This is a genomic window from Pseudoalteromonas sp. S3431, from assembly GCF_000690035.1.
Taxonomy (GTDB): Bacteria; Pseudomonadota; Gammaproteobacteria; order Enterobacterales; family Alteromonadaceae; genus Pseudoalteromonas; species Pseudoalteromonas fuliginea.
Window position 1 is genome coordinate 1 of the sequence record NZ_JJNY01000019.1, and the last position, 26,923, is coordinate 26,923.

Genomic DNA, 26,923 nt, shown 5'->3' on the forward strand with positions numbered 1-26,923 from the left:
TTATTTTTCGAGTCAATACTTTGTTTTAAATTTTCTTTTGGAAGATTTAAAACCGAAGTTTTATTTAACTCTCTGAGTAGTTCGTGCCTTGCTATGCTTCGGCGTTTCCCGTCTCAGTGGGGTCGCATTATAGGGAGATCCAAAAACAGATCAACCCTTTTTTTAGATCTTTTTACTGTTCGAACAAAAATAGAACAGAACCGAGTGAAATCATATTAAAACCTTAGTAAAACGATGTTTTTTTGTGCTCTTCTTTATTATTTAATACAAATATCATTGCTATGTTCAATTAAGACGTTAAGATAGCAAGTTCACAATGTTAAATTAATGTTTATTTCCTGTTTATTGGTAGATCTAAAATGAAATTACCCGATCAAAAAGCTTTTATCTTTTCTGTTATTCTTGCTGTAGTTGGTTTTGTTGTTGTTAAGTTTGCTTTAGCAAGCCTGGCACTAGACCCTGCGCTTCTATTTGGTGTTGGTTTGTTAGTAGGCGCACTTGTTATTGCAGCAATGTCGTCTGATGTAACTGAAGAAGCCGAAGTAAAAACAAAGACTCTCTATGTTGGTAACCTTCCTTACCGCGCAAATGAAGGTGTTGTTCGTGCATTATTTGAAGAACAAGGCAAAGTATTCAATGTTCGTTTATTAAAGGATAAAAATACTGGCAAGCGTCGTGGTTTTGGTTTTGTTGAAATGGCGCAAGCTGATGCAGACAATGCAATTGCTAACTTGAACGATAGCGAGTTCCAACAACGTACTTTAAAAGTACGTGAAGCAAAACAAAAACAAGAAGACGATTCTAATGCTCTACGTACTGAGACGGATCAGTCAGTGTAACTAGCTTTACCGCTAGCTTATTGCTAAACACATCAGCCGTTGCATAATATTGCAGCGGCTTTTTTATGTCTGTTCGCTTATTCACACATAGGTTAAGTTGGTTAAGTAGGTAGTTGACTCTGTTTGCTATCGCTACACCTGAATCAAGTAATTTTACATTCCCTTTAAAATACTGACTAATCGGCTCTACTAATATCGGAAAGTGCGTACACCCTAGTACAAGTACATCTATAGCTTTATCTATATTTAGGCCATCAAGCACTTGGTGCAACTTGTTTGTATCTAAATAGTCTGTAAAAAAGTGTTGCTCAGCTAATGTCACTAACTCCACACTGCTATATAGATTAACGATTACATTACGTGCATGTTCAGCAATTAATGTTTTAGTGTATGAACTGGCGACCGTGGCTGGTGTGGCTAATAAGCCAATATGATTTGAGCGTGTTAATTCTGCGGCAGGCTTTATTGCTGGCACAACACCTACTATAGGAATATCTGTCACTTGGCGAACAGCACTAAGTGCAGATGTAGAAGCCGTATTACACGCTATTACGATTAAATCAACTTCAAGCGTGTTGGCTTTGATGAAATGAATAAGTGAGCACAATCGGTTGATTATTGTTTGTTGGGATTGAGCACCATAAGGTAGGAATGCATTATCCATAAAATAGCTGTACTGAGCATTGGGGATACTTTGCTTGATATGTTCAAGTACGGTAGTTCCACCAATACCTGAATCAAAGACCATTATATGCGCTGACAAACTACCGTTCCCACTTTACTTTAAGAACGGCAGTTTGCCATGAGGTATTTATAAAAGAAAGTAGTTTAGCTTTGTGTGGTTTCTAAATCGGCAAGATCATCGGCCGCTGAATTTAATTGATTAAGGTTTTCGAACATAGACTTTGTGTAATCTACTAACTTATCTATTTGTTCCTGATCTTGATTTAACCATTGTAGAATGCCAGCTAGTTGATTTTGTAATCCAAGTTCACCCGCTTTTTCAAAAGCACTTTTAAGGTCGTCATTAAAAGGGGCTAAACCCTCTGCTACTTGTTTTTCTGGTGCTGGTTTATATTCTTCGTAGCTTTTAACTGTGGCTATTGTTTTTGTTTGGCGTAAATCCATAGAAAAAGCCACCAGCTGATCGCTGTCTAAACTCAGCTCTTGTGCTTGTTCAAATGCTTCATCTAAATCACCACCAAAAAAGGTTTTACTTAAATCTTGTAAGTCTTCCATCATCGCATTAATCGCTTCTTGCTCTTGCTCATTTAAGTCACCATTAACCGACATCGAAAATGATACCTGTCGAGATTGCGATGATGAGCTTGCAAACGATTCACTATCACTGTTTCTCTGATAGCCACTCGCCGATTGAGATTCAAATGCATCCGCAAAGCTAATACTTACCTCATCGCCTTCTGCGGTAGTGAATTTATACTCTGCATTGCTAGTCATACTGACATATTGAGCCTGACTTATATTTACGCTGGCAGGTTGTGGATTAAATAGCGACTCTTCAAATTTATCAAGCCCATTGTAAATTCCCTCTTTGGACTTATTGATGCCCTCTTCCATTTCGTCATTAAATACACCTGTTCCTTTAAGTTCATCAACAGCGTCGTCAATCCCTATTTGAACTCCTTTGCGCGCATCGCCTAACATGTCTTTAAGCTTTTCATCATTAGCGCCATTAGCTTTTGCTTTATTTACAGCGCCGCTGACAAAATCGAGTACGTTTTTTACGATTTCATCAAAATCAAATAGTGGTTTGTCTGCTTTTTTTTCTGCGATAGGCAATCCAAGCTGCTCAGCCATTTTATCGCCAAGCACTTTTGCAGCTAATTCTTTACCACGTTGCTGGTAACTATCTTGGGGAGATTGAATAGTAGGTTGCTGTATATCTGCTTTATTATTGAATTTATTAATGTTGTTGTTTGGCGTGAAGCCATAGTTACCTATTTTCATGTTACATCTCCTAAGCGTGCGTAATTTATTATCGGCTATAACAATAAAAACTAAAGTACAATGTGCAATAAAACAGCATAAATGCTAGCCAAAACTAGACAAATACGCAGCGCTCCCTACAATAGCGCCGATAAACAGATCTTAGATAAGGTAGTAGCGTTAATGGCAGTTATTAAAATAGATACCACACAGTACCAAGCGCAGTTAAGTGAAAAAGAGCAGCGTATTAGTGCGCAGTTTCAACGTTTTGGTGTGGAGCAACTAGAAGTATTTAGCTCAGAGCCAACTAACTACCGCCAACGTGCTGAATTTAGAGTATGGCACGACGGTGACGATCTGTTTCACATTATGTTTGATCAACAAACAAAAGAAAAAATCCGTGTTGATACATTTGATCCAGCAGCGCCTTTAGTAGGTGAAATAATGCAGGTGATGATTGAAAGCCTCAAGCCTTGTGAAATATTGCGTCGTAAGTTATTTCAAATCGATTACCTATCAACGCTAAGCGGTGAAATTTTAGTAAGCTTGCTTTATCACAAACCACTGGATGATGAATGGTTAAGTGAAATTAAAGCACTTAAAGAAAAGCTTAGCAGTAAATACAAAATTGACTTTATAGGCCGTGCTCGCAAACAAAAAGAAGTACTAGGTGATGACTTTGTAACTGAACGTTTAACAGTTAATGGTCAAGAGCTTATATATCAACAAGTAGAAAATAGCTTTACTCAGCCTAATGCAAAAGTAAATATTAATATGCTGGAGTGGGCGCAAGATTTATGTAAACCACTTAAAAATGATTTATTAGAACTGTATTGCGGTAACGGTAACTTTTCAATTGCGTTAGCGGGCTGTTTTAATAAAGTATTAGCAACAGAAATATCAAAATCATCTGTTCATTCTGCTCAATACAATATTGCTAAAAATAACGTCGAGAACTTAGATATTATTCGTATGTCGAGTGAAGAGTTTACTCAAGCAATGAATGGCGAGCGTACTTTCTCTCGTTTAGATGGTATTGACCTTAAAAGCTATGACTGCCAAACCATATTAGTTGATCCACCGCGCGCGGGCATGGATGAATTAACGTGTGACTTAGTGGCTAACTACGAAAGCATAATTTATATATCGTGTAACCCTGAAACCCTTGAGCGTGACCTTGATCACTTAACACGTACGCACAACGTTAAGCGCTTTGCTATATTTGATCAGTTCCCATATACACATCACATTGAGTCGGGCGTTTTCTTACAACGCAAATAACCAGCCAAAATTAAAGTGCCAGTACTTTTATAAGTGCTGGTATTTGCTCTTCACTAAATACTTGAATACCATTTTTTATTAATAATGCTGTAGTTAAACCTAGACCTTCGATTTTTACTCCGCGATGCTTTCCATCATATATTGTATTTCGTCCGCAAGAAGGGCTCGATTCTTTAAGTAGAGCCAAACGCACTTGATTCTTTTTACAGAGTTCTAGCGCTATATTAGCTCCAGTTTGAAACTGCTCTGTTACATCTTCTCCTAAATTAGTAACTACACTCCCCTGTATTATTTCAGCAGGAGATCTAGGAGTAGGAAGCCCACCAGCGACCTCAGGACAAAACACAATTAATCTATTTTGTTTTTGCCATAAATTAAGCTGTGGATGCAAAATTGCGTGCCCTCTACCATCGTAGCGAACAGGCTGCCCTAGCAAACAACTCGATACTAATATTTTTTCCATCGCTATATCCTTATAAAGCAAAAAAGCTCCTTAAGGAGCTTTTTTTATTTTGGTTAAATTTATTTATTAGCTAGGTAATTAATTAATTTTCCAATATCTTCTGGTTCAGTAATACCCGACTCACGACCTAGGTTTAATTTGTACTTACCATTTACAATAAAGGTAGGTACGCCACGTAGTGCGCCTTTTTCTTTAAAGTAGTCTTGATCGCGTTTCATTTTAGAGCTCAGCGTACGTACCGAGAAGCTTTTAAACAGCTTATCAAACTTATCACCATCAACGCCCTGCGCTACAAATATATCTTTTACATCTGCAAGCTCATTAAATTTAGCGCGCTTTGTATGGATATGATTAAAGATTGCAGAAATAATCTGATCTTTTTGTGGAAGCACTTCAGCTGTCGCAAGTGCTTGGCTCATCATCTGTTGGTTTTCTGGGTCACGTACACCTACAAAATCAACATGACTCTTTTTAAATTTAACGTTTTTATCAAGCTTAGGCTTAAACTCACCAATTAGTGCCTCCATGTTATTACATGCAGGGCAGTAAAATGAGAAAAACTCTTTAACTTCTGGCTTTTTAGTTGCACGCTCAGAAACAACGTCGTAATGCACGCCTTCTTCATACGTTGCTGCAAAGCTTGCTGCCGCCATAGGAAGTAATACCGCAAGCAAACCTGCTTTAACTAATTTAATCATTATTATGCTCCGAAATTATAAGGCTAATAAAAACGCAACTAGTTCATCAAACTGTTGTTGGCTTTTAATTGTATTAATATTAATTTTATATTTATCGTTAACAATAAAAGTAGGTACACCTGTAAGTGCGCCTAATTTTGAATATTTGTTTTGATTATCTTGTAATGCACGCTCAGCTGAAATAATAGGCATGCTTGCCATATCTTTATCAAACGTTTCGCTATCAATGCCATTTACTTCTAAAAGTTTTTTCAAATCTTTCATCTCAGTCAATGGTGCACGTTGAACATGAATACTTTTAAATATTTGCTCTGTGATAGCATCTTCTTGCCCATGTTTTTTGGCAATCAGATAGGCAAAGCTCAGATTGGTTTGCGCCTGTGGTGAAACACCACCTAAAAAGTTAACATGATTTTTAATAAACGTTGCACCTGTTGGTAAGCTTTTTTCTATTGCCTGAGCAACAGGTTCAAACTTAAAGCAATGCGGGCAATAATATGAAAAAAATTCCGTCACTTGTGGTGTTTTACTTTTCTCTGCATTAATAATTGTATATTGATTATCAGCTTCAAATTGTGCAGCAAATGCCGCAAATGGTAAACAAAGAAGTAGTAGGCCTAGTTTTAATTTTTTAAGCATTTGTATCTCGTTGTACTTGTCTTTAAATAAAATATTACGGCAATAACTTTAACGGCGCTTCTTGCAGTGCTGCAAGTTGCTCCTTCAGTGCTAAAATTTGTTGCTCCCAGTATTTGTCATCAGCAAACCATGTAAAATTCCGCACAAAGGCAGGATCACTCCATCGTTTAGCTACCCATCCCATATAATGGATAATACGCATTGCTCGCAGCGGTTCAATTAATTTGAGTTGAGAGTGATCAAAATCACAAAACTCTTCATACGCATTTACAAGGGTGTCTAACTGTAACAGTTGCGTCGCTCTATCGCCACTGAGCATCATCCATAAATCTTGGATTGCAGGACCTTGACGGCTATCATCTAAATCAACAAACATTAGCGCATCACCCGCCCACAAAATATTACCAACGTGGCAGTCACCATGTAAGCGAATACTTTGCACATCTTTATACTGTTTTTGCGCCTGCTCTATCACTAAATCTAAAATAGTATAAAAGGCAGTATTTATTCCCATGGGCACTAAGTTACTTTTTTGAAGATGAACTTTGGCTGTATGCAAATACTCATCACAGGTAACTGTTGGCCTATAAGTAAAAGGTTTTGTTTTAGCTACTTGGTGCATACGGCCAATTAATCGCCCCATTACATCAAGCTGATCTAAATTATCAACCTCAAATAAACGCCCGCCTACACTTGGAAACAACACAAACAAATACCCTTCGTGTTCAAACAAGCTTTGCCCATTATATAAAATAGGGGCAACAACGGGTACTTCCGCTTCTGCTAGTTCAAATGCAAAGTCATGCTCTTCTTGAATTTGCTCTTTACTCCATCGCTCTGGGCGATAAAACTTCACTACGTAACGCAGGCCATCATCGGCTTTAAATTGGTACACTCTGTTTTCATAGCTATTGAGCGCCAATAAACCAGATTCGGCGTACACACCTACGCTTTCTATTGCATCGAGTATTAGGTCTGGTGTTAAGTCAATAAAACTAAATTTACTCATACTCTTCTTATATAAAATAAAAAGCGGGTTATATACCCGCTTTTGTTAATTGCTATATCAACTTACCTATTTAAGGTAGGTTGTGATTATCGCGCTTTAAAAAAGTTACTCGACTGCGATATTGTCTCATCCGGCGCATCTACCGGTGAAAGCACAAAGTTAAACTCTGTCATCGGCGCCTTCAAATCATAAGGATCCATTACAAGCGACAATGGCACATTATGAGATTGCCCTGCCTGCACTGTAAATGACTGCTTACCAATATATTTAAAGTTATCTAACCCTTGTACTTTAATATTAAAGGTTTGCTCGTACTGCGCCTTGTTAATTACCTTTAATGTATAGGTGTTCTCTACTAAACCATCAAAATCGACACGATATAATTGGTTTCGGTCACGAATGATATCAAAGTCCATTGTTTTACGCAGTGCGATATTAGCTACAAGTGCCCCCGTAAGCACAACAAGTATAACTGTGTAACCAATGATTTTAGCGCGTAGTGGATTAGTTTTATTTTCAGGTGTTTCGAGGTTTCGCTCTGTCGTATATGAAATAAGCCCACGCGGATATTCCATTTTATCCATTACGCCATCACACGCATCAATACACGCGCCACAGTTTATACATTCAGCTTGTAGCCCATTTCTAATATCAATACCCGTTGGGCATACTTGAACACATAAATTACAGTCTATACAGTCGCCTAGTTCTAAATCTTTATGGTCTACTTTACGTGAACGAGGACCACGGCTTTCACCTCGGCTTTCATCGTACGTTACTGTGTATGTGTCTTTATCAAACATAGCTGATTGAAAACGTGAGTAAGGACAAATGTGTAAACACATAATTTCTCGCATCCAACCGGCATTGCCATAGGTACACACAGCAAAGAATATAATGCTTACTAATGCATAACCGCCTACGTTAAACGTTACAAAATCAGGAAGTAACTCTCTTATCGGCGTAAAGTAACCGACAAAGGAAATAGCGGTATATAACGAAAATAATACCCAACTAGTATGTTTTGCCGTTTTACGCCAAAACTTATCAAAATTCATGGGCCGTTGATCGAGTTTTTTACGTTGATTAGCAGTACCTTCAAACCTCTCTTCGAACCAAATAAAAATAAAGGTCCAAACAGTTTGTGGACATGTGTAGCCACACCACACTCGCCCATAGAAGGTGGTCACTAAAAACAGCGCAAATGCTGCCAACATAAAAATGAACGCGAGTATGGTGAAATCTTGTGGCCACAACGTTAAACCAAAAATATTATATTTTTGCCCGATTAAATCAAACAGCACAGCTTGTTGGTCGTTAAAATTAATCCATGGTAGTGCCATAAATGCAAGCAAACCTAAAAAACCAATACGCTGCCTTAATAATTGATGAAGACCTTTCACTGCTCGCACATAAATACGATTTCGGGGATTAAACCTGTCATCTTGACGGCTTAAATCCGGTTTTTGGATTTTTACCTCCACAGGAATGTTCTTTACTTTAATTTGTTTGTCCATCGAAGTTCCTCAACGCCGCTTGGAAATAAAAGTTTAGCAATATTCAAATGCCCTATACAGTAAAGTGTAGCAAGTTACTTGCTAGGCATGATCAGTTTGATAAATCATCATTTGAATACTTTCAGATATTTCAGAAACATCTGATTGCTATTAAGCATTATACCAATATTGATTAAAATTACTGGCATAGATCGCTAATAATTTATTCATCTCAGTTACTTGCTTTTAAAATGCATTTTATTACACTGCATGGTAATTCAACCTCATTCAGATCAAGGTTTACGTGCTCATGAAAAAATTTATAATACTGGTGTTAATGATCCTTGCTTTTTTTACGATCGATCATCCACTTATAAAAGAGCCTCGAGAGAAATTACTAGGTGAAGGTATTAGTTTTTTAAGCGAGACAACTAAAGTCAATCGCAGCCCCGCAGCTAATATGACTAAAAGCCGTATAAAATCACAATTAAGACTGTCTGACTCAGGGAAAGAGTACGTAGAGAAAACCTTTACAACAGACGAGTCAGTGCAGTTGTTTAATTTACGTTATTGTCGTGAGCGTGAGTTAAACCTATATTTTTACGATGAGCGTTTAAATACTGTATGTAAAATAATATCTGAAGCGTTAGAACAAAGGCGAGCAAAGTAATGGATTTTTCAAAATTAAATAAGAAAGCCAGTGACTCGTTTCATAAACAGCGCAACATGCTTAAAAAACTAGCGCAGGGAAAAACACTAAAGTGCGAAAAGTGCAGTGGTGTTTTAACGCTAAACCTAGCGACCACCGAAGCTGGTAAAGGAGTAGTAAGGTGTAAGCAAGGTTGTACTGACATTATTCTGGAATTGGGTACTTAATCTGAATTTTGGATAATAAACCAATCCCAAGCCGCTATTTAACGTTGAATTTACTTGCAATAGGCCCACGTAATAAAAATAACCTGAGCACTAAAAGTACACCTAGTCGTCCCAGCCTTCGTCTGTATATAAGCCACTATTAAGCGCTACAATCTCAACAAGTTCAGCAAAACCTAAAGCAAAATCGCCCATTAGCTCATATTGCTGTAAACAGAGTAACTGTTCATCCATTAAATTTTGTGCTGCAATTTGGCTAATAATTTGCTCATCGAGTGCAAAAAAGCTCAGTGTTGCTTGAGCGCTCTCTAATGCTTCTTTATATTGTACTTCTAATTGTGGGGCATCTAGCAGTTTTTGAGTGTACATTGTGGTTGCTTGTAAAAAACCTTCACTCCAGCTTTTACAAAAATAAATATCATAATTAGCAGGCAATTTATAACCAGCTTCAAACACCTGTTCGCTAATTTGATGATATAGCGCCATAAACAAAAACAATGTCTCTTCGTCTAAATCATTGGCTTTATTTGATAATATTGTATCGAGCCATTCATGCACATCAAGTGGTTCAGGAGAGCAAATTACGCCAAACAAATAACCTTGGCTTTGTAATAATGTCATTGCCTGGGGCTGGGTATCTAAAAATGTGCTGAGCTGCTTCGCGTGCAACTCAGTAAATTGAGGTAATTGCATTAAAACTCTTTATTAGTAAATATTAAAAATTGAGCGGGTAACGACCTTGATTATCTGGACGACCCAAAAACTTAACCGCATCATGTACATCTTTTGGAAGACTGGCATCAGGTTTAACATAGCCCGCGACTCTGAAGTCAAAATTAGCTTTAAGTGTAGCATCAGCCTCAAGGCCTAACGTATTATCTGGATCAATTAATATAGCAATATCGCCCGACTTACAGCTTAATTTACCAGCCAGAGGGCCAATATTAAACCACCCATTTAAGCCTTGTACGTCAATATTAGGACTCGCTATTTCACCCTTTAATGAATCACAATATGGTGCACCGGTGCTGTATTCATCAATTTCCAAAATTACACGCCCTTTAGCGGTTACAGGCAGAGGAAGTCGCACTCGTTGCATTGCACGCTCTACTGTCGAACGAACAAGTCCATCAGTCACTATAACTTCCTTATTAAAAAGCCCATAGCTTACATTCGCATAACCCGAAATATCACTGCGCTCACGTGCATTACCAAATTTTACATTAGTATTTAGTTTACCTATAAATAACTCCCAGCCAGCAATATCCCAACGGACATTATTTAACTGCTCGTCATCAAAACGGACCTGCATCATTTGACCTCGCCAGACAGTACCTACAGTTTGCCCTATTTCTAATTGTTTTGGTAAATACGGCTTTGCGATATCAAGCGCAATAGCTGCCGGTAATTTCATAATACAAAACACGATAAAACTAAGTAAAAAGACAATCGATAACGTTATTATTTTTTTCATTAATTAATTCTCTAATACCAAACGACTTACACGAACGTAGCCCGATTTATCATCACGACTTAAATCTAAATTTTCGACACGTAAACCATGCTGATTCACCAATTCGTCAAGCCATTCTATTAACTGGTTAAACTCTACGGAATCAAGTGTTAAACGTAATGAACTATCACTTGGCTGCATTTTACTAATACTGATATTATAACGACTACGCGTTGAGTTAACTATCTGGCTTAAGTTTTGGTTGCTTTCTATTCGCGTATTACCTGCGGCTTTAAGCTTAACAATACTTTCATCGACCCAAACTAATAACTCTTGCTGCTTAATTTGTGATTTTTCAGCTCGCTCAATTGCATTATTTAATGGTCTAAAAATTCCCATTACTAATACAAAAATAATAAACACACCACCAGCACCAACAACTAATTGTTGCTCTTGTTCTTTTAGCGAACGCCAATATTGTATTAACTGCTTTTTCATACTGCACCTCGCAGTTTTATTTCACCTACAACAAAGTCACCATCATTGTTTAGTGATCCCTGCTCTACGGTCAAGCCCTGCTTTTCAAGAATACTTTTAACTTTACCAAAAGTTTGAAAGTCTTTAGCTCGGGCACGAATGCGTAACTCATTACGACGTTTATCGTAGCGAAGCGTTTCGGGGGTAAATTCACTCACTTGCGAAAAAACATCTACTAACTGAGCTGTTAAATCTAAAAACCCAGCATCACTTGTACCTTGTACTTTTTTTAGTGCACCATTAATTTGGCTCTTAATTAGCTGTGGGCGTACTTTAGTACCTGGAAATGCATTTTGATAGCGTTCTACAACTTGTGCTTTTGCTATATCAACTTTGGTATTTAATTGATGCAACTCTAACGCCTTTATTGCGATTGTTGACGCTAAAGCAACGCCGGCAATAATTGCCGCACTTTGCCAGTATCCCCACCACAATGTACTTTTCTTTTTAAGCTGATACGTCCCTTGGCGAAGATTAAATTTAACCTGTCCAAGCTGCTTTGCAAATAATGCCAACGGTAAATCGTAATCACTCGTTTGTGCTTGCAAATTTACACTCTCAGGAAAGTGATTAGCAGGGCTAAAATGTTTGATTTCAGGATTACCCATGGCTGATAAGTAACCGTTTAACCAACTGGTTTCTACAGCACTGATATGCCATTGGCCTTGCTTAAATAACCACTGATTATTAAGCTCTATTGCAGTGACTATATCGTTATCAGCAAAAGGGAGTAATAGGGCATCAGGAATAATTGTATACACCGCTAAGTGATGTTCGTTAAATAGTGCTAACCATTGCTCAAACCATTCTCTGTCAGTCATTGCAATTCGAACTGCGTGCTGTTCGCCAACCATTGTTGACTCACCAACAGCAATAAATAACTCATCGACATCACACGCTATATCTTCTTCAAGCATATAGGGTAAAGCTTGTTCTAATTTGCGATTCCACTTTGTTGGCAAAATGACTGTTTTCAGTTGCACCTGATCGCAAGGAAGCAATACGATCACTTCCCGACTTTGTGCTTTCTCGCTCAGCTCACTTAAGTGACTCGCATTTAATAGTTCACCACTTGCTATTATTTCTTGTTCTTGCGGTGAATAAATTAACCAATTAAGGCTATCTTGTTCAGTTTGACCCGTGCGGATCAACAGTATCTCTGTCACTGTACGCCTCCAAATTTTCGCGCCAGTATCGTTACGTCGCCATTTTCGGCGTACAGTAAGGTGGTCATCGAAAAACGCAGGTCAACGAAATTTGCCTGCGTTTGTAATTTAAAATAACTACTCTTCATATCAAATAAGTTTTCAACAGCTTTGACGTTTTTTCCGCCTTGTTGCTGAACCACTTCAAAAAACTCATCTTTACTATCAAAGCCCGCCTGCGGACGCGCGGCAATAACCGCTTCAGCTCCTGATAAACTAAGCTCATCAATTAATGCGCTAAGTATAAGTGCTTGCTCTGGTGCTAATGTATTTACGTTAATAGAAAGCAGCTTGCTGCCAGGAATAACACATATATAAGGTAATACCTTTTCCATTACTAAAGGATTAAACCCTTTAACTAAACGCAACTCTGATGTAGAAGCGAATAAACTATTTGCAGTCATATATGGGAATTCACGTGATAAGTACTCGTCTTCTTCAGCGCCAGAGCGATAGGTTATGCTATCGCTATCAAGCCAATCAAATACACTATCGGCCATCGCCTCTTCTGATTCATTCGCTGGTAAATCATCTATATTTTCAAGAAGAGCAAACAAAGCTTTGTGCGCTGGGTTTGTTTTTTCTGCGCTGTTTGGATCGGGCTCTACGGCTAACGCATTCAAATTTAAGCATGCTTGTAAATCAGTGATTTTTCCACTCAACGTACCGTTATCTGCAGGGTAAGGCACATCACCTTGTGTTGCCCATACTTGCTCTAACGTGGTTTTTTCTGCATCATCTTTTTTACTTTGAATAAGGGCTTTAATGGCAAGTTCTTCTGCGCCATAGGCATACCATTTAGCTTGCTGATGCCCTTGTAAATTGGTACTTTTTTGGACTTGCACCATTAAGTTTGCACTCATTTCTACAGCTAGAATTGCAGCTAAAGCAACAATAAATAATACAATGACTAAAGCGGCTCCACGCGAAGAGTGCTTATCCATTAAGGAGTCCCTCCGCTTGTTCTGTTTGAGGTTGTATTAGTAGAGTTCGTACTTGGTGGTACTACTATTTTTCCTTGCCCCGGCACTAAAAACACACGACGAATAGGCTCTGCGTCAACTTGCTGTAGAGTAACCGCAACGGCTTTAGGCAACGCTTTAATTTCCCATTTATCTTGCCATTCATTTTTATCATCTAAAAATTCAAACTTTAATTCTTCAATCCCTTCTAGAATAACTTGTACTCGCGGCTCCATGTTATCAAGCTGATCGACATAAACACGGTACACGCGCTCTAAGTTATCATCTATAACCCTATATCCAACGGCTTGAAGTTCAGAGCGTGGTAGTAAATTAATCGGGTTTATCCAACCATCGCGTACAAAAGCAATCCCATCATATTGACTATCAAGAACATATCGTCCGGCCAATAAATACAGCTCTTGCACATCACCAGATTCATTACGCACCGCTCGCTTTGTCATTTGGCTAAAATCTTGATCCATCAGTCTAAATGTAGTTTGTAGTCCATTAAGCTCGGCTATTTTTTCATCTGAGGCATCTTTCGCTCTCGTGGTGGTATCTAATATTTGGTGCGTAGCAATAATTACAAAAGCTAAGATCCCCAATGCCACCATAACTTCGAGTAATGTAAATCCACGTTGCTTCACTTACTTCTTACCTTTATTTAAATAGGTTGTAAGCTCATAAGTAGATTGCTCATACTTTTCATCGCTAAATACATTAATGGTCAGTTTTACAAAATTTTTATCTGCAGTAGGAATTACTTCTTGCTGCCAAAACCACTCTATCCCTGCCATTACTTCACTGCCTCGTGCGCCATTTTTACCTTGCCACTGCTCACCTTTAGTGCGCTGTTCTATTAAAACATTCTCAGCAACCCATGAAGCGTAAGTTTGCTCTTCAATCGTCGATAGATGGTGAATATGCTCGCCTGTTGCTTGCATAGCGGCAATACCTGCCATGGCACAAATACTCAATGCAACGAGCACTTCAAGTAAGGTGAAACCTTTATGGTTATGCATTTATTCTGGTTCTCGACGTAAATTAACTGGGGCTGTAAATTCACCTTCAATATAATAGACAGGCTCACTTTGCTCTTTTAATTCAAGTATTAGCTGAAATGCACTAACCTCTCCTGATGATAAAATAAGTACTTCTGGAATTTTAAGTTTTTTAAGTTCCAGCAAACTATCTTCGTCACCACCACTCATTAGCTCACGCCAGTTAGCTTGCTCAAGCAAGTTATCTTGTGCCCAAGCTAAATCTTCAAGATTAAGTGTTACTTTAAAACGCTCATCAAACTCCGTTGGTTTAAACAAGTCTTCTCTATCGAAGGTTATCCATTTTTCGCCATCAAAAACTAAAAACTCAAACACATTGTCATCTAAGTGAAAACCAAGCTCTACCTGATTTAAAATAGCAAACTCTGACGCCATATTAATGGTGGTATGCAGCCTAAGTGCCTGAGTATCTAGCTCATCTTCAGCTCCGCCTTCTAAGCTGTATACCACCATTTTGGTGGCAAAAGCGATAATCACTAATACCACTAAAATTTCGATCAAACTAAAACCACGCGTTTTTGCGTTTATACGCGTAGAGCTTACTTGCATAGTAAGCTCTCGTTATTTACGTATAAAAACAATGTACTCTTAATTTGCATTATTGTTTTTCTTCATCCCAGTTACCAATATCATCATCGGTTCCGGGTTCACCATCTGGGCCAAAAGAGAAAATATCAAACTTACCAACTTCTCCAGGGCTAATTAACTGATAAGTATTACCCCAAGGATCCTCTGGTAGTTCACTGATAAACCCACCATCTGGAAAGCGTTTAGGAACAGGCTCAATACTTGTTTTATTAACAAGGGCTTCTAAACCTTGCTCTGTGCTTGGATAACTTTTATTTTTAAGCTTGTATAGGCTCATTGCATCTTCAAGCTGCTGAATATCTAAATGCGCTTTATCAATAGCAGCCTCTTCTTGTTGACCCATAATATTTGGTGCCACAATTGACATGATCATTCCGATGATAACAAGTACCACCATTACTTCTAGTAAAGAAAAACCTGATTGTTTGTTCACGTAATTACCTCATTATTCTAAAAATACTAATATATTAAAAAGTTATTTTAGGTTAAAGCCCAACGGCTTTATTCATTGCCATAATTGGCTGTAAAATTGCCATAACGATAAAAAGTACAATAACGGCCATTGACGCTATCATCGCGGGTTCTAATAACTTAAGCGACACATTAACCATACTTTCAAATTCGCGATCTTGGTTATTTGCAGCACGTTCTAACATTTGCTCCAACTCTCCAGATTTTTCACCACTGGCTATCATATGCAGCATCATGGGTGGGAATAATTTTGTTTGTTGAAGCGCAGCCCTTAGACTCGCTCCCTCACTTACTCTATCAGAAGCGTCAGCAACTGCTTTCTTAATTTTTTCGTTAACTAACACACCTCCTGATATTCGCATCCCTTCAAGTAGAGGTACCGAACTTGATGATAAAATACTTAGCGTGCGTGCAAAACGAGCTGTATTAACACCACGTGCAACTTTGCCAATTCCCGGCATATGCAGCACCCTATCGTCCCACCAAAAACGTATTTTTGGCTGTTTCAATGCATGCTTAATCCCAATAGCTATGCCTGTAATAGCAATTAAGCTAATAAACCAATAATTTTGCACAAAATGACTGCCGGCCATTACCCATTCTGTTGTCCAAGGTAATACTTGCTTGGTCTTTTCGAAGGTTTTTAATATTTTAGGTACAACTGTACCTAATAAAACCGACACAATACCAATTGCAAACACCACTAAAATAATAGGATAAACCATTGCTTGAGTAATTTGGCTTCGCATATGTTGACGCTGCTCGGTGTAATCAGCTAAGCGGTTAAGTACTTGGTCAAGGTGGCCCGACTTTTCACCTGCGGCAACCATTGCACGGTATAAATCGTCAAATACATGGGGGAACTCGCTCATACCATCAGCAAGCGTATAGCCTTCAACAACTTTTGAGCGTACTGACATAAGCATGCGCTTTAAACGCGGCTTTTCACACTGCTCAGCTACAGCCATTACCGCACCTTCAACTGGCAGTGCTGATTGAATCAGCGTTGCTAACTGACGAGTAATAAGTGCCAGATCAGATGTTGATATAGTGGGTTTAAAAAAGCTACCAAATAAAGGGGCTTTTTCGCCTTTAACTTGTTTATCACTTTGCGCTGCTGGAACCACTTCGAGCGGCGTTAGCTTTTGTTCACGTAAAACTTGACGTATTTGTCTAGCCGTATCAGCTTCTAAAATACCTTTTTTTTCTTTACCTCTACCATCGAGAGCACGATACTCAAACGCCGCCATAATTAACCTTCCTCACGGGTAACACGTAATACTTCTTCAAGTGTTGTTTTACCTGCGAGTACACGGCTACAGCCATCTTGGCGAATACTAGGGCTACGCTTACGAATGTATTTTTCTACGCTTTGCTCACCTTTACCGTTGTGAATCATTTCGCGTATTGTTTCATCAACTACAAGTAACTCATGAATACCCGTACGACCACGGTAACCATTAAAGTTACACTCTTCACACCCGACCGCTCGGTAAATTGTAGGCTGGCTTTCAAAAGAAGTCCCTAGCAACCGGCATTCATGCTCATCTGCCGTGTGGCCTTCTTTACAGGTATTACATAACGTACGTACTAAGCGTTGCGACAACACACCGAGTAACGACGATGAAAGCAAGAAGGGTTCAACACCCATATCTTCCATACGTGTAATTGCACCCGATGCGGTATTTGTATGCAAAGTTGACATAACAAGGTGACCGGTAAGTGACGCTTGAACACCAATTTGCGCCGTTTCAAGATCGCGTATTTCACCCACCATTACTACATCAGGATCTTGACGTAATATTGCACGTAGACCACGCGCAAAGGTCATATCAACTTTAGCGTTAACCTGTGTTTGACCAATACCCGGAATCTCATACTCGATTGGATCTTCAACTGTCAGAATGTTGCGATCGCGTGAATTGATTTGACTCATACCAGCATACAACGTAGTACTTTTACCAGAACCCGTTGGCCCTGTGACTAAGATAATGCCATGCGGTTTACTGATTAAATCAGAAAACAATGCACGATTTTCTGCGGTCATACCTAAATCTTCTAGATTTAAACGTGCGTTATTTTTGTCAAGTAAACGCAGTACTACACGCTCACCAAAGCTTGATGGCATTGTAGATACACGTACATCAACTGCACGCCCAGCAATACGCAAACTAATACGGCCATCTTGAGGAATACGTTTTTCGGCTATATCAAGCTTGGCCATTACTTTAATACGCGATACAAGTAACGATGCGAGTTTACGGTTAGGCTTAAGGACTTCTTTAAGTACACCATCTACCCTAAAGCGAATAACAAGCTCTTGCTCGAAGGTTTCGATATGAATATCAGATGCCCCTTCCTTTATCGCTTCACTGAGCATGGCGTTAATAAGTTTGATGATTGGTGCATCATCATCACCGGCGAGCAAATCTTCTGTTTGTGGAAGTTCATCGGCGAGTGAGAACAAATCAACCTCATTCCCTATATCTTCCATCATTTGTTGCGTTTCAGAGCTATCACGTTGATAAGATGCTTCCAATAACAACTCAAACTTATCGTCAGCCAACTGCTCTAATGTAAAACCATTACCTGCAATACGGCGCACTTCTAAAAGTACTTCTACGTCAAGCTCACCACGATAATATACAATACGATTATCTTTATTTTTACTTAGCAATACACCTGCGCGCCTTGCATAAGAAAATGGTAAACGTTTAGCTGGTAACTCTATTAATACATCATCCGCTAATAGCGTATCCTGATGATGCGTATTAGGATGAACCACATCTTGGTTTATCTCTTGTATCGCATTAGTCATCTTTACGCTCTTGTGCATTTTGCTTACGTAAATGTTCTTCATACGTTGGTGGAAGTATTAATTCATTGTTCCACTCAGGCAGAATAGGCGTATCTGTCATTGGCATTAATTCAATGCCGTCTTCTTGTTGTTTAAATTGCTCGCCACGAATAAAGTTATATTTGTTGAAACTTAACTTATTCATGCTTACACCATCACGAATAATGGTTGGGCGAATAAATACAATAAGATTACGCTTACGACGTGTTGTATTGGTCGATCTAAACAAATGGCCTAAAATAGGGATATCGCCTAATAACGGCACCTTAGATACACTTTCTTGCACGTCTTCATCTATTAAGCCGCCAAGCACAACCATACCGCCATCATCAGCCATAACTGTTGTTTTAATTGAACGCTTATTTACTGAAATATCAACCGCAGTTGCACCACTGACGCTCGATACTTCTTGCTCTATCGTAAGCTGTACAGCAGAACCATCATTAATCTGCGGGGTAACAACGAGCTTAATACCTACTTCTTGACGCTCAACAGTTTGAAATGGGTTAGCATTATTACTGCCGGTTTGTGATCCAGTAATAATAGGTACTTCTTGACCGACTAAAATAGAGGCTTCTTCGTTATCCATTGTAGTAATAGACGGTGTAGCCAAAATATTCGAATTTGTATCGGTAGCTACTGCTTGAATGATTGCACCCCAGTCATTTTTAACAACACCCAGCGCTAGACCATTAATGCCACTAAGTAAGGAAGCTAATGGACCATAGTCACCTTCCGTCGTTTCTGTAAACGGCGTCACAGTACCAGACTCTGTTCCTATTATATTTTTAGTAACCGTTACATCTTGCGCTTGCTCCGCCGCAACAGCTAATGAACCAACAGGAACTGTAGTTCCGTTGTTAAATTGCAGCATACCGCCTTGCTCAGAAATCCATTGCAGACCTAAATTAACACCATCGCCTTCCATTACTTCAATAATAATGGCTTCAACTAATACTTGTGCACGACGAATATCAAGACGCTCAATGACCGACTCTAGTGATCGCATGGTGTCTGGCTGCGCGGTAATAATTAATGAATTTGAATCTGGGTGAGCTTCTATACTGCTTTCATTGCTGTTTCTGCTACGAGTTTTAGTTGTGCCGCCTTGCGCGTCATCAACAAGTGACTTACTCACACCTTGCAATACTTTTACTAAATCTTCAGCTTTAGCATAATTGAGGTAAAACACCTTGGTGTTACCTTGGCTTTCTAATTCACCATCTAAGCGTTTAATAAGTTCTATAGCACGCGTACGTGCTTGGCCTTCGCCACTTACAATAACGCTATTAGTTCGGCCATCGGCAACCACTTTAGGAATTAAAAATTCAGGAACACTGCCTTTACCACTGTCTTTATAAATGTTATCGACGACCGATACTACATCATCAGCAGTTGCATACTTAAGCTTTACTATATCTACACGCTTGTCACCCGCCTGATCAACAGAGCGAATAATCTCAACTAAGCGATTAACCGATGCTGCATGACCCGTTAGCATCATAACGTTAGCCGCATTAAAGTTGGCAACGTGGCCACCATCTTTTTGATCGCTAAATTGACGAACTAATGGACCTAGCTCTTGTACGCTTACGTTTTTAACGCGCACAACGCGTGTAATCATCATGTCGCCACTAGCTTCATTACCCTCTGTAATAAGTGGGACATTTGATTTTTTAGCGTCTGAACTTTTTTCAACCTTAATAATGCCATTGTCCATTTCAACAGCTGAGTAGCCATAAACTTCTAATACATTTAAAAAGAACTGATAATAAAGTGCTTCATCCATCAACTCATAACTGCGCACATTCACTTTGCCGCGTACATTTGGGTCAATAATCACTGTTTTATTAAGATTTTTACCAACAATGTTAATAAACTCGTTGATATCTGTGCCTTTAAAGTTAGCTGCATACTCAACAGCAGAAACAGACAAAGAAATACTTGCTGCTAAAAAAAGTGCTGCATACTTAGCTAACCCTTTTTTAATTTTTTTGAGGTATAGCACCTGAACCATTATATTAAAACTCCAAAGCTAAGTTATTACAGGCTAAATTGCACATCTATTTGCTCGCCATCACGTTCTATAGTGATATTAGCATCTGTGCTATTGCGCAGCTCATTAATAGCTGACATTGCCTGTTTTAAATCTGTTAATTGATAGCCATTAATCGCAATAGCTAAATCGTTATTTTGTAATCCCATTTGCTTAAATAGCTCAGGTTCTTTTCCTGGACTTAAGCGATAACCTATAAGTACTCCATCACTCATCGCTTGTGAGACACGTATATAGTCAAATAATTTACCTGGTTCTTCGAGTAACTCTTCACGTGTTTCTATTAAGGTTTCTCTTACTTGTGGATCTGCGGTTGCATTTATTTTTTGATCCCTTGATGCTATTTGCATCTGTGGTCCCATTTCTGAATCGTCTCGGGCAGCAAGAACAGGCATTGATACTTTTTTTGTGAAATCTAGACCATCAAGCATTAATGTTTCAAAGCCACCACTTACGCTTAAAATCACACGATCTGGTAATATTTGTGCGACTTTCGCACGCGTGCCTTGTATAACTTCTTCCGCTAAGTAACTTATTTGTTTTCCTTGTGATTCTATAATAGCCACACCTGCTTTATCATCATGGCTTACCGCCACTATGCCTGTTAAATTTATACTTAAGCGCGTTTCAGGTGCATTGTTAATAACTTGTGATTGCCGCGTAGTATTATTATTTGTTGCAACTTTTTTACCAAACAAAAATTGCTCCACTATATGCTGCGTAGAGCGATTACCAGCGACACCCTTGGTTTGATTAGCGTAGTGCATTGGAGTAAGTGGAGATACAACCGGATTTGGCCACATAAGCCAAACCAATTTTGATAATAAAAAAGCAAGATAAACAACAACTAATAGAGTCACTAATGCACTTAATTTTGCATGTGGTAAACGAATTAAAAATTGTTTAAGTTGCTGTATTTGCTGTTCCATAAATAATATTCTTATTTTAATTTACTGCGTAAGCGCGTACCCATAGTACCCTTTCATATTTCATTCAACAAGCACGCTAATATTAAACTTTGTAAACAGAATGAGTTGACTCACTCTCTCAAGGCAAAACAGACTGCGATTATAATACCTTCAGCCTACAATGATTTCATGATAAATTTTAAGTTATAATACACTGGATTAAATGCCTTATGAGTAAAAAAAGTAACAGCCACGTAAGTTCAGACCATAAAGATGAGTTAAAAGTTCGATTAGATAAGTGGTTATGGGCCGCTCGCTTTTATAAGACTCGTGCGACTGCACGTGAAATGGTACAAGGCGGCAAAGTGCATTATAATGGACAGCGTACAAAAGCGAGTAAAATAGTAGAAGTTGGCGCAAACATAAAACTTGCACAAGGAGTAGATGAAAAGCTGATAACTATACTCTCAGTGCTTGAAAAACGCCAAAGCGCCCCCATTGCACAGACCATGTATCAAGAATCTGATGCCAGTATTGCTAAACGCGAAGAGAACAGCATCGCACGCAAAAATAACAGCTTTTTTGCCCCCCATCCGGATAAAAAACCGGATAAAAAGCAAAGACGCGAACTTTTAAAAATGAAATCAAGTTAGGTATAGCCGCTCATGCAACAAGATTTACTTCACCGTTATTTATTCAACGAACTAGATGTTCGTGGCGAACTCGTACAAATCGAGAGTGCTTATAATGAAATGATTGCCGACCATAATTACCCAGATCCTGTTAAAGCATTACTTGGTGAGTTACTCGTTGCAACCTGTTTACTTACTGCTACCTTAAAGTTTGAAGGTGAAATTGCTGTACAGCTTCAAGGTGATGGCCCAGTTAAATATGCAGTTATAAATGGTGATGACAAACAAAACATGCGTGGTATTGCGCGCCTGCAAAGCGAAATTACGGGCACAACTGTAAAAGAGCTTATTGGCCAAGGCTATATGGTAATCACTATTACCCCTGAAAAAGGTGAACGCTACCAGGGTATAGTGCCGCTAGAGCATGATACTCTTAGTGAATGTATCGAAAGTTACTTTGAGCAATCTGAGCAGCTAAAAACACGCCTTTGGTTTGCAACCGACACAACAGAAGGTAGCGCAAAAGCATGTGGTCTATTTTTACAAGTGCTTCCAGTTGATAAACAAAAATCAATTGAAGACTTTGCACACCTAGAAGCATTAAGTAACACGATTAAAAATGAAGAGTTGTTACACTTAGATGCGAACACTGTTCTTACACGTCTTTATCACGAAGATAATCCTCGCGTATTTGAACCTCAAGCGATTAAATTCAAATGTGGTTGCAGTCGTGATAAAACAATTACTGCACTTGTTAATATTGGACAAGAAGAACTACTCAAAGATGTAGCTGAGAAAGGGACTGTTAACATTAACTGCCATTACTGTTTAAAAGAGTATGTTTTTAACGAACAAGACATAAAAAGCATTTTCAACTAAATGTTCAGCTTCATCTATATATAGTAATTAAAGCCGCAAAATATGCGGTTTTATATTATAAAAAGATGATACCGGTGTCATATTTTCTGCTAATTTCATGACACCGGTATCATTGAAATTATTCATGTTTTTTCTTAAATATATGTGTTTTTAGGGGCTTTACGGGCTCGAATATCTTAAAACCTTCTGTTACTATAATTTCAGTTTAAGGGCACTGATAACCCCAGAGCTATCCGTTCAAACTCTCACACATAGTTAGGTATAAACATGACTACAGGCGCTACACGTTTTGTCGATTTAACCGCAGCTGAACTTGTCGAGCATGCGATCCGCCGTGGCGAAGGTACTTTAGCCGCAAATGGTGCTTTTGTTGCAATTACAGGAAAACGAACTGGCCGTTCACCAAAAGATCGTTTTATTGTACAAGAAGCGACAACTCAAGATGACATTCAATGGGGCAACGTTAACCGCCCATTTAATGCAGAAAAATTTGACGCATTATGGGCTCGCGTAGAAGCACATGTTCAAAGTAATGACCACTTCACCTCTCACCTAGAAGTTGGCGCTGACCCTGAGCATTATTTACCTGTAGTCGTAACTACAGAAACAGCGTGGCACCATATTTTTGCCAAAAACATGTTTATCGAACCACAAAACTATAACGCCTCAAACTTACCACAATGGCAAGTAATGAACGTTCCTTCGTTTGTATGTGAGCCGGAACGTGATGGCACAAATAGCGATGGCACCGTTATTATTAACTTTGCACAGCGTAAAGTATTACTAGCAGGTATGCGCTACGCCGGTGAAATGAAAAAATCGATGTTTTCTGTACAAAACTTCCTACTACCAGCAAAAGGTGTATTACCAATGCACTGTTCTGCTAACGTTGGTGAAGCAGGCGATACAGCATTATTCTTCGGTTTATCTGGTACGGGCAAAACAACTCTTTCAGCAGATCCTACTCGCTTTTTAATTGGTGATGACGAACACGGTTGGGCACCTGGAAGCGTGTTTAATATTGAAGGCGGTTGCTATGCTAAATGTATCGACCTGTCACAAAAGAACGAACCTGTAATTTGGAATGCAATTCGCTTTGGTACTATTTTAGAGAATGTAGTGCTAGATGAGAAGGGCGTTCCTGATTTTCACGATACAAGCCTTACTCAAAATAGCCGTGCAGCATACCCACTTGAACACGTTGAAAAACGTAAAGTAGAAAACCGCGCAGGCGAACCAAAAGCAGTTGTATTTTTAACCTGTGATGTAAGCGGTGTATTACCACCGGTATCTGTTCTTAGCGAAGAAGCGGCTGCCTTTCACTTCTTAAGTGGATACACAGCTAAAGTTGGCTCAACTGAGATTGGCTCTACTAGCGATATTGAATCAACATTCTCAACCTGTTTTGGTGCACCATTTTTCCCACGCCCTGCTGGTGTTTACGCTGAGCTTCTTATGAAGCGTGTACGCGAGTTTGGCGCTAAAGTGTACCTTGTGAATACAGGTTGGACTGGCGGCCCTTACGGTACAGGCAAGCGCTTTGATATTCCAACGACTCGCGCTGTAGTTGATGCTATTGTATCTGGTAAATTAACAGGCGTTGAAACTCAACATATTGATGTTTTAAACCTAGATGTGCCAGTTGCCGTTCCGGGTGTAGATACAAACTTACTTAACCCTATTAATACGTGGGAAGATAAAGCTAAATACAATGAATATGCAGCAAAACTTGCCGCAGACTTCACTGAGAACTTTGCTAAATACGACGTATCAGATGATATAAAAAATGCAGGACCTAAAGCTTAAATAAACTTTAAGATTGTATTTTAACGCCAGCCTTGAGCTGGCGTTTTATTTTTTAAATATGCATTGTAAGAAGTGCGACAAAATGTCGCACTTTTCTTCTCTAAAACACTATAAAATACCTAATAATTATTGTTTAAGTACACTCACTTATTACGGCTACTTTATTCATGCTTCCAAAGCTTTCTTGGCAAAAGATATTTAGACGATTACACCTTTATTTAGGTTTATCAATAGGGGTTTTACTCACTGTTATTGCATTATCTGGCTCAGTATTAATATATTACCCACAAATAGATTCACAACTGAACCTCACTAAAGTAAATATAAAGCATACAGACAAAGTCGACTGGGATTTGGCATACAAAAACTTAAAAACGGCTTTTCCAGATAAGTATGGGCCCTGGCGGCTTGAGGTAACAGATGACAATTCAATCATACCGGCTCGTTACTATAACCCTGTAGAAACACAAAATCGTGAATTTGCAACCTTAATGATTTGGCTCTCAAATGATAAATATAAAGTAATTCGAAAAGATTACTGGGGCGATTATTTTGTTACATGGTTATATAACCTGCACTTTTCATTACTCACAGGAAGTACCGGTATTATAATTGTGGGGTATATAGGCATTGCCACATTAATCCTTCTCATATCTGGGTTATTAGCGTGGTGGCCAAAAAAAGGTCAATGGATAAAATCGTTAAAATTTAAACGTCGCAGTTCTAAAATAGGCCTACTTTATGACTGGCATAAATTAATTGGTTTAAGCTTGTGCATCCCATTATTAGCTCTAACGATTACAGGGATTATGCTTGCTATTCCAAAGCAGACAGATCCTATATTAACCGCTTTAGTTAGCGATATAAACTCCCCTTCAAAAACACAAATACAACCGAGTAAACAATCTAATATTCCTTTATTGCAAGCGATACTAATAGCTAAAAAAGCATTACCGGGTGCGCGTTTAGCTTGGATTGAAACACCATCAAACTTAAATGCGATTTACAGATTTAGATTTCAAACTGTAAACGATCCTTCTTATCGCTTTCCACATAGCTATATAGAGGTTAATGCTCTTACAGGGAAGTTAGAGAGCATGTTTAATATAGATAAACAAAGTACGGCTAGTAAAATTAAAAACTGGATACACCCTCTACATGACGGCAGCATTGGCGGTAACATTTTAAAAGTCATTTGGGTGTTGAGTGGCTTCGGATCTGCAGCATTGTTCTTTATTGGCATATATAGATGGTTAATTAGAACTAAGAGAGTATAAAATAAACTTTAGTTTAAGGAGTAGACAAAACACTCTTTAGTAAGTCTTGTCGATAGTTTTTAATATAAAGTATATGGCCTTAGTTAATCTTAGGGTTAAAAATTAATAACGCTCAGTACATATGAAATTAAAGCAGCCCCTAACCGCTTATCTGGCTATAAAACAATTAATGAATGCTGGTAGATAACGTGGCTAGTTTACACAGGCACTCCATAAGTACTATTAAATATCATGCCCTTTAGATTTAAGTTCATGTGTAAAACCTCTGTATCAATCTCTACCTAACTATTTTCATTCTCTTCAGTTAACCTGCCAAAAACTGCATATAAAGGCTTAGAGGCTAGATTCAATACATATCGGAACACCAGATAAGTAAAGCTTTTATATTAGGTCAGATGTTAAACCTATTGGTATTATTTACCCACAGTACAAATGCTACCACTCATTGTTGAGCGAAGGTTTTTATGCTTTTTACGGGAGTCGCAACGCTCGCCCGACCTACGAGATGGGGGTTGATGTGAGCGAATGTTAATTACGCGTATTTTACTTTTCTGCAGACGTAAAAAAGCCCGACTATTATTAGTCGGGCTTTCTACAATGTGAGGTCGGTGCGCTACGCGGTAGAAAGTCACGTAGCAAATGCTACTGTAATGGCCGACTGAGATATTGAGGTTTTGTTGTGATTTTAACGTCGGGAGTCGCTACGCTCGCCCGACCTACGAGATGGATGTTGATGTGAGCGTGTGTTAATTGCGCGAATTTCACTTTTCTGTAGACGTAAAAAAGCCCGACTATTTCTAGTCGGGCTTTCTACAATGTGAAGTCGGTGCGCTACGCAGTAGGATGTCGTAGTGCCCACAGCGGTGGAGAGCCACATAGCCAATGCTACACTATCTTTGCGTCGGGAGTCGCTGCGCTCGCTCTACGTGATAGCTGTTGAATAAGTGCGCATTAATTATCCGCATTTCACTTTTCTGCAGACG

At 38.8% G+C, this 26,923-nt stretch carries 28 protein-coding genes; 8 read left to right on the top strand and 20 right to left on the bottom strand.

Features of this window, described 5'->3' with window-relative positions:
- Positions 1-359 precede the first annotated feature (359 nt).
- Complete coding sequence (locus tag DO88_RS13580) at positions 360-839, top strand: RNA recognition motif domain-containing protein (protein ID WP_007378558.1); 480 nt, start codon at positions 360-362, stop codon at positions 837-839.
- Here DO88_RS13580 and murI read toward each other — a convergent pair.
- Entirely contained in the window at positions 802-1,602 is an 801-nt protein-coding gene (gene murI, locus DO88_RS13575) for a glutamate racemase (RefSeq protein WP_033038367.1), read from the bottom strand. The genes DO88_RS13580 and murI overlap by 38 nt on opposite strands.
- A 65-nt stretch (positions 1,603-1,667) precedes the next feature.
- On the bottom strand, positions 1,668-2,807 hold the full coding sequence (locus DO88_RS13570) for a DUF5610 domain-containing protein (RefSeq protein ID WP_007378560.1): 1,140 nt from the start codon (positions 2,805-2,807) through the stop codon (positions 1,668-1,670).
- A gap of 162 nt (positions 2,808-2,969) precedes the next feature.
- Between DO88_RS13570 and trmA the strand changes: the two genes are divergently transcribed.
- Positions 2,970-4,067, top strand: coding sequence for a tRNA (uridine(54)-C5)-methyltransferase TrmA (gene trmA, locus DO88_RS13565; RefSeq protein WP_007378561.1), 1,098 nt, complete (start codon positions 2,970-2,972; stop codon positions 4,065-4,067).
- Between the two features lie 10 nt (positions 4,068-4,077).
- Here the strand turns inward: trmA and DO88_RS13560 are convergent, their stop codons facing one another.
- The 5 genes from DO88_RS13560 to ccoG form a co-directional block, all read right to left on the bottom strand.
- Positions 4,078-4,530 (bottom strand): DUF523 domain-containing protein, encoded by a 453-nt coding sequence (locus DO88_RS13560; protein ID WP_008137606.1) that lies wholly within the window; start codon positions 4,528-4,530, stop codon positions 4,078-4,080.
- A 59-nt stretch (positions 4,531-4,589) separates the two neighbouring features.
- On the bottom strand, positions 4,590-5,228 hold the full coding sequence (locus DO88_RS13555; RefSeq protein WP_033031090.1) for a thiol:disulfide interchange protein DsbA/DsbL: 639 nt from the start codon (positions 5,226-5,228) through the stop codon (positions 4,590-4,592).
- A 15-nt stretch (positions 5,229-5,243) separates the two neighbouring features.
- Positions 5,244-5,867, bottom strand: a complete 624-nt coding sequence (locus DO88_RS13550; protein WP_007378563.1) for a thiol:disulfide interchange protein DsbA/DsbL — start codon at positions 5,865-5,867, stop codon at positions 5,244-5,246.
- A gap of 34 nt (positions 5,868-5,901) precedes the next feature.
- On the bottom strand, positions 5,902-6,876 hold the full coding sequence (locus tag DO88_RS13545; RefSeq protein ID WP_008137601.1) for a serine/threonine protein kinase: 975 nt from the start codon (positions 6,874-6,876) through the stop codon (positions 5,902-5,904).
- Positions 6,877-6,962: 86 nt separating this feature from the next.
- Entirely contained in the window at positions 6,963-8,393 is a 1,431-nt protein-coding gene (gene ccoG / locus DO88_RS13540) for a cytochrome c oxidase accessory protein CcoG (protein ID WP_008137600.1), read from the bottom strand.
- 289 nt (positions 8,394-8,682) lie between these two features.
- On the opposite strand from ccoG, the gene DO88_RS13535 reads away from it, so the two are divergent.
- Together DO88_RS13535 and DO88_RS13530 are read left to right on the top strand one after the other, a co-directional pair.
- A complete protein-coding gene (locus DO88_RS13535; protein ID WP_033031096.1) occupies positions 8,683-9,042 on the top strand; it encodes a hypothetical protein in 360 nt (119 codons plus the stop codon).
- On the top strand, positions 9,042-9,248 hold the full coding sequence (locus DO88_RS13530; protein ID WP_007378567.1) for a hypothetical protein: 207 nt from the start codon (positions 9,042-9,044) through the stop codon (positions 9,246-9,248). The genes DO88_RS13535 and DO88_RS13530 overlap by 1 nt, the downstream gene beginning before the upstream one ends.
- Before the next feature lie 102 nt (positions 9,249-9,350).
- On the opposite strand, the gene DO88_RS13525 is transcribed toward DO88_RS13530, so the two are convergent.
- From DO88_RS13525 to gspC, 13 genes are read right to left on the bottom strand one after another with little or no spacing between them, the layout of a single operon-like run.
- On the bottom strand, positions 9,351-9,938 hold the full coding sequence (locus DO88_RS13525; RefSeq protein ID WP_007378568.1) for a UPF0149 family protein: 588 nt from the start codon (positions 9,936-9,938) through the stop codon (positions 9,351-9,353).
- Between the two features lie 22 nt (positions 9,939-9,960).
- Positions 9,961-10,719 carry a type II secretion system protein N gene (locus DO88_RS13520; RefSeq protein WP_033038369.1) on the bottom strand — a complete coding sequence of 253 codons (759 nt, stop codon included), beginning with the start codon at positions 10,717-10,719 and terminating at the stop codon, positions 9,961-9,963.
- Between the two features lie 3 nt (positions 10,720-10,722).
- Positions 10,723-11,196, bottom strand: coding sequence for a type II secretion system protein GspM (gene gspM, locus DO88_RS13515; protein WP_007378570.1), 474 nt, complete (start codon positions 11,194-11,196; stop codon positions 10,723-10,725).
- Positions 11,193-12,401 (bottom strand): type II secretion system protein GspL, encoded by a 1,209-nt coding sequence (gene gspL / locus DO88_RS13510; protein WP_007378571.1) that lies wholly within the window; start codon positions 12,399-12,401, stop codon positions 11,193-11,195. Before gspL ends, gspM begins: the two co-directional genes overlap by 4 nt.
- Positions 12,398-13,384: a type II secretion system minor pseudopilin GspK gene (gspK, locus tag DO88_RS13505; RefSeq protein ID WP_033038371.1), complete on the bottom strand. Its 987-nt coding sequence runs from the start codon at positions 13,382-13,384 to the stop codon at positions 12,398-12,400. Before gspK ends, gspL begins: the two co-directional genes overlap by 4 nt.
- Positions 13,384-14,052, bottom strand: a complete 669-nt coding sequence (gene gspJ / locus DO88_RS13500; protein WP_007378573.1) for a type II secretion system minor pseudopilin GspJ — start codon at positions 14,050-14,052, stop codon at positions 13,384-13,386. Before gspJ ends, gspK begins: the two co-directional genes overlap by 1 nt.
- Entirely contained in the window at positions 14,053-14,427 is a 375-nt protein-coding gene (gene gspI / locus DO88_RS13495; protein WP_007378574.1) for a type II secretion system minor pseudopilin GspI, read from the bottom strand.
- Positions 14,428-15,015: a prepilin-type N-terminal cleavage/methylation domain-containing protein gene (locus DO88_RS13490; protein WP_007378575.1), complete on the bottom strand. Its 588-nt coding sequence runs from the start codon at positions 15,013-15,015 to the stop codon at positions 14,428-14,430.
- Between the two features lie 49 nt (positions 15,016-15,064).
- Positions 15,065-15,487: a type II secretion system major pseudopilin GspG gene (gene gspG, locus DO88_RS13485; protein WP_007378576.1), complete on the bottom strand. Its 423-nt coding sequence runs from the start codon at positions 15,485-15,487 to the stop codon at positions 15,065-15,067.
- Positions 15,488-15,539: 52 nt separating this feature from the next.
- Positions 15,540-16,775 carry a type II secretion system inner membrane protein GspF gene (gene gspF, locus DO88_RS13480; protein ID WP_033038372.1) on the bottom strand — a complete coding sequence of 412 codons (1,236 nt, stop codon included), beginning with the start codon at positions 16,773-16,775 and terminating at the stop codon, positions 15,540-15,542.
- Between the two features lie 2 nt (positions 16,776-16,777).
- The gene (gene gspE, locus DO88_RS13475) at positions 16,778-18,343 is read right to left on the bottom strand and encodes a type II secretion system ATPase GspE (protein WP_033038375.1); all 1,566 of its coding nucleotides are present in this window, start codon (positions 18,341-18,343) and stop codon (positions 16,778-16,780) included.
- Positions 18,336-20,399 carry a type II secretion system secretin GspD gene (gspD, locus tag DO88_RS13470; RefSeq protein WP_033038377.1) on the bottom strand — a complete coding sequence of 688 codons (2,064 nt, stop codon included), beginning with the start codon at positions 20,397-20,399 and terminating at the stop codon, positions 18,336-18,338. Before gspD ends, gspE begins: the two co-directional genes overlap by 8 nt.
- A 26-nt stretch (positions 20,400-20,425) precedes the next feature.
- Complete coding sequence (gene gspC, locus DO88_RS13465; RefSeq protein WP_007378581.1) at positions 20,426-21,367, bottom strand: type II secretion system protein GspC; 942 nt, start codon at positions 21,365-21,367, stop codon at positions 20,426-20,428.
- A gap of 209 nt (positions 21,368-21,576) precedes the next feature.
- Between gspC and hslR the strand changes: the two genes are divergently transcribed.
- The 4 genes from hslR to DO88_RS13445 all read left to right on the top strand — a co-directional run bounded on the left by hslR (position 21,577) and on the right by DO88_RS13445 (position 25,940).
- A complete protein-coding gene (gene hslR, locus DO88_RS13460) occupies positions 21,577-21,999 on the top strand; it encodes a ribosome-associated heat shock protein Hsp15 (protein ID WP_007378582.1) in 423 nt (140 codons plus the stop codon).
- 12 nt (positions 22,000-22,011) lie between these two features.
- Positions 22,012-22,857 (top strand): Hsp33 family molecular chaperone HslO, encoded by an 846-nt coding sequence (gene hslO, locus DO88_RS13455; protein ID WP_002962025.1) that lies wholly within the window; start codon positions 22,012-22,014, stop codon positions 22,855-22,857.
- A 267-nt stretch (positions 22,858-23,124) separates the two neighbouring features.
- Entirely contained in the window at positions 23,125-24,663 is a 1,539-nt protein-coding gene (locus tag DO88_RS13450; protein WP_033038379.1) for a phosphoenolpyruvate carboxykinase, read from the top strand.
- Between the two features lie 167 nt (positions 24,664-24,830).
- Positions 24,831-25,940 carry a PepSY-associated TM helix domain-containing protein gene (locus tag DO88_RS13445; RefSeq protein WP_033038381.1) on the top strand — a complete coding sequence of 370 codons (1,110 nt, stop codon included), beginning with the start codon at positions 24,831-24,833 and terminating at the stop codon, positions 25,938-25,940.
- Positions 25,941-26,923 lie beyond the last annotated feature (983 nt).